The 3190-nt window shown below is 68.5% G+C and carries 4 protein-coding genes; 1 reads left to right on the plus strand and 3 read right to left on the minus strand.

Going from position 1 to position 3190, the window contains the following annotated elements; genetic code table 11:
* Nucleotides 1-254, plus strand: a 254-nt coding sequence (locus tag RTM68_RS17880) for a helix-turn-helix domain-containing protein (RefSeq protein WP_312173575.1), incomplete at its 5' end; no start/stop codon positions are given.
* Between the two features lie 42 nt (nucleotides 255-296).
* On the opposite strand, the gene RTM68_RS17885 is transcribed toward RTM68_RS17880, so the two are convergent.
* From RTM68_RS17885 to RTM68_RS17895, 3 genes are all read right to left on the minus strand, one after another.
* Nucleotides 297-1691 carry an aspartate aminotransferase family protein gene (locus tag RTM68_RS17885; protein WP_312173577.1) on the minus strand — a complete coding sequence of 465 codons (1395 nt, stop codon included), beginning with the start codon at nucleotides 1689-1691 and terminating at the stop codon, nucleotides 297-299.
* Entirely contained in the window at nucleotides 1688-2155 is a 468-nt protein-coding gene (locus RTM68_RS17890) for an Lrp/AsnC family transcriptional regulator (protein ID WP_215171845.1), read from the minus strand. Before RTM68_RS17890 ends, RTM68_RS17885 begins: the two co-directional genes overlap by 4 nt.
* An 88-nt stretch (nucleotides 2156-2243) precedes the next feature.
* The coding region (locus RTM68_RS17895) for an acyl-CoA dehydrogenase family protein (protein WP_312173581.1) at nucleotides 2244-3190 on the minus strand (947 nt) is incomplete at its 5' end.

Here is a 3190-nt window from a genome sequence, read left to right on the forward strand (position 1 = left end):
AGCGGATGCTGGCGCCGCTGATCCGCTACGACAGGGAGCGCCGCGGCGACCTGCTCGACGTGCTCGCGGCCCTCGTCGCCCACCCGGGCAACCGCTCGGCGGCAGCGGCGGCGAGCCACCTGTCGCGGTCGGTGTTCTATCAGCGCCTCACGGTGATCGGCGATCTGCTGGGCGCCGATCTCGATGACGGCGAGACGATCGCGGCTCTGCACCTCGCGCTTCTCGCGAGGCGGCGCACCGCGGCATCCGGTTGAGTCAGAGCTTCCGGGTCATGCACCCGGATCAGTGCGCCCGGGTCAGAGCACCGACTGCGCCTCGGAGAGCACGCCGCGCAGGATCTGCCCGATCTCGCGGAACTCGGCGGGACCGACCGTGAGCGGTGGCGCGAGCTGGATCACGGGATCTCCACGGTCGTCAGCGCGGCAGTAGAGCCCGGCCTCGAACAGCGCGGGGGAGAGGAAGCCGCGCAGCAGCCGCTCGGACTCGTCGTCGTCGAACGTCTCTCTCGTGCCCTTGTCCTTCACCAGCTCGATGCCGAAGAAGTAGCCGTCGCCGCGTACGTCGCCGACGATGGGCAGATCGAGCAGGGTCTCGAGTTCGGCGCGGAACAGCGGCGAGTTCTCGCGCACGTGCTCATTGAGCCCCTCCTCGTCGAAGATCGCGAGGTTCTCGAGCGCGACCGCCGCCGAGACAGGGTGTCCGCCGAACGTGTAGCCGTGCGGGAACGACACGTCGCCCTTCGAGAAGGGCTCGTAGATCCGGTCGCTGATGACGGTGGCGCCGATCGGCGAGTAACCGCTGGTCATGCCCTTGGCGCACGTGATCATGTCGGGCACGTAGCCGAGACCGGTGCACGCGAAGGTGTGGCCGAGTCGACCGAACGCGCAGATGACCTCGTCCGAGACGAGCAGCACGTCATGGCGGTCGCAGATCTCGCGCACCCGGGCGAAGTACCCGGGAGGGGGCGGGAAGCATCCGCCCGAGTTCTGCACCGGCTCGAGGAAGACGGCCGCGACGGTGTCTGCGCCCTCGAACAGGATCATCTCCTCGATGCGGTCGGCGGCCCAGCGGCCGAAGGCCTCGAGGTCGTCGCTCGGGCCGCCCATCTCGGCCGCGCGGTAGAAGTTGGTGTTCGGCACCCGGAAGCCGCCGGGGGTGACCGGCTCGAACATCGACTTCATCGCCGGGATGCCGGTGATCGCGAGGGCGCCCTGAGGGGTGCCGTGGTAGGCCACGGAGCGCGAGATGACCTTGTGCTTGGTGGGCTTGCCCTGCAGCTTCCAGTAGTGCTTCGCGAGTTTGAACGCGGTCTCGACGGCCTCGCCGCCGCCCGTGGAGAAGAAGACACGGTTGAGGTCGCCCGGCGCCTCGGCGGCGAGCCGGTCGGCGAGCTCGATCGCCGCGGGGTGCGCGTACGACCACAGCGGGAAGAAGGAGAGCTCGGATGCCTGTGTCGCCGCGGCCTCGGCGAGGCGACGTCGTCCGTGCCCGGCGTTGACGACGAACAGGCCCGCGAGCCCGTCGAAGTACTCCTTGCCCTTCGAGTCCCAGATGCGGTGCCCGTCACCCTTGACGATGATCGGCACGCCGCTCTTCTCCATCGTGGACTGGCGTGTGAAGTGCATCCACAGGTGGTCCTTGGCCATCGCCTGGAGTTCGGCCTCGGACGGTGTCGTGCGTTGCGTGCTCATCTGGTCCCCCAGTTGTAGAGCTGCTTCTGCAGCTTGGCGTAGATGAAGGTCTCGGTCGACAGAACCCCGTCGATCGGGCGGATGCTGTCGTTGATCAGGGCGAGCAGGTCTTCGTCGTCCTCGCACACGACCTCCGCGAGGATGTCGAAGGATCCGACCGTGATCACGACGTAGTCGATCGCGGGGATCTCGGCGATGGCCTCGGCGACGACCCGGGTGTCACCGGAGACGCGGATGCCGATCATGGCCTGCCGGGGGAAGCCCAGCTGCATCGGGTCGGTGACCGCGACGATCTGCATCACGCCGGACTCGGTGAGACGCTGGACGCGCTGCCGGACGGCGGCCTCGCTCAGGCCGACCTCTCGTCCGATGTCGGAGTACGAGCGTCGCCCGTCCTCCTGGAGCAGCTCGATGATCGTCTTCGCGACGTCATCCAACGGAGGGTGCTTCTTCGAGGACGGCATGATGCGATCCTCGCACCGGAACGGCCTCTCTTCAACCGATTCCGCAGAATTTTCAGTTCTGTGGCGGGGAAACCGCAGAATACTGCGATCAGGCGTCGAGTGGGCCCAGCCACGCGCTCGCCGCGGTGGCGTGCGCCGACTCGGGGTCGGACGGGTGGAACGCGCCCGCGAGCACGTCGCGGTACAGCCGGGAGAGTTCGTTCGACGAGAAGTACGAGCCGCCGCCCGCGACGAGCATCGCCTGGTCGACGACGTGCTTCGACATCGTGATGGCGCGGTGCTTGACGCCCGAGAGCAGTGTGAACCAGCGGGCGCCGTTGTCGACCCGCTCGTCGACGTCTCGCGCGAGCGCGGCGATCTGCGGGGGAAGCGCGTCGTACGCGAGGCCCATGTCGGCGATGCGCCAGCGGATGTCGGGGTCCTGACTGTAGGCGGCGCCCGTCTTCTTCGAGCGGCGCTTCTGGGCGGTCTCGACCGCGAGATCGAGCGCGCGTCGGGCGATGCCGGTGTACACCGAGGCGAGCAGGATCTCGAAGACCGAGAAGATGCCGAAGACGATCGGGTCGGGGTTCGGACCGGGATCGATGCGGCGCACCACGTGCGCGGCATCCGCGGTGGCTCCGTTCAGGCGCGTGGTCCTGCTCTGCGTTCCGCGCATGCCGAGGGGGTCCCAGTCGTCGCCGGTGACGACCGCATCGGTGCGCTCGACGAAGGCGAACACGAGCTTCGGGGCGTCGGGGCTCGTCGTGTCGAGCCCGTGCAGTCCGAGCTTCGTCCAGACGGGAGCGAGCGAGGTGAAGATCTTGGTGCCGGTGAAGGCGTAGCCGCCGTCCGCGGTAGGCGCGGCATCCGTGTCGCTTCCGAACAGCACGAGGTCGTTGCCGCCCTCGCTGATGCCGAAGGCGAACACCTCGCCGGCGACGGCGCCGTCCTGCACGAACTCGAGACCGGGCACGCCGCGATCGGAGAAGACCTTGGCCACGCCGGTCCAGACGAGGTGCATGTTGATGGCGAGTGCCGTCGCGGGGGCGGCGG

It is taken from the genome of Microbacterium sp. (assembly GCF_031988965.1).
Classification (GTDB): domain Bacteria; phylum Actinomycetota; class Actinomycetes; order Actinomycetales; family Microbacteriaceae; genus Microbacterium.

Coding starts and splice junctions, on each gene's coding strand:
- RTM68_RS17885 (WP_312173577.1), bottom strand. CDS start 1,691: ATGAGCACGCAACGCACGACACCGTCCGAGGCCGAACTCCAGGCGATG.
- RTM68_RS17890 (WP_215171845.1), bottom strand. CDS start 2,155: ATGCCGTCCTCGAAGAAGCACCCTCCGTTGGATGACGTCGCGAAGACG.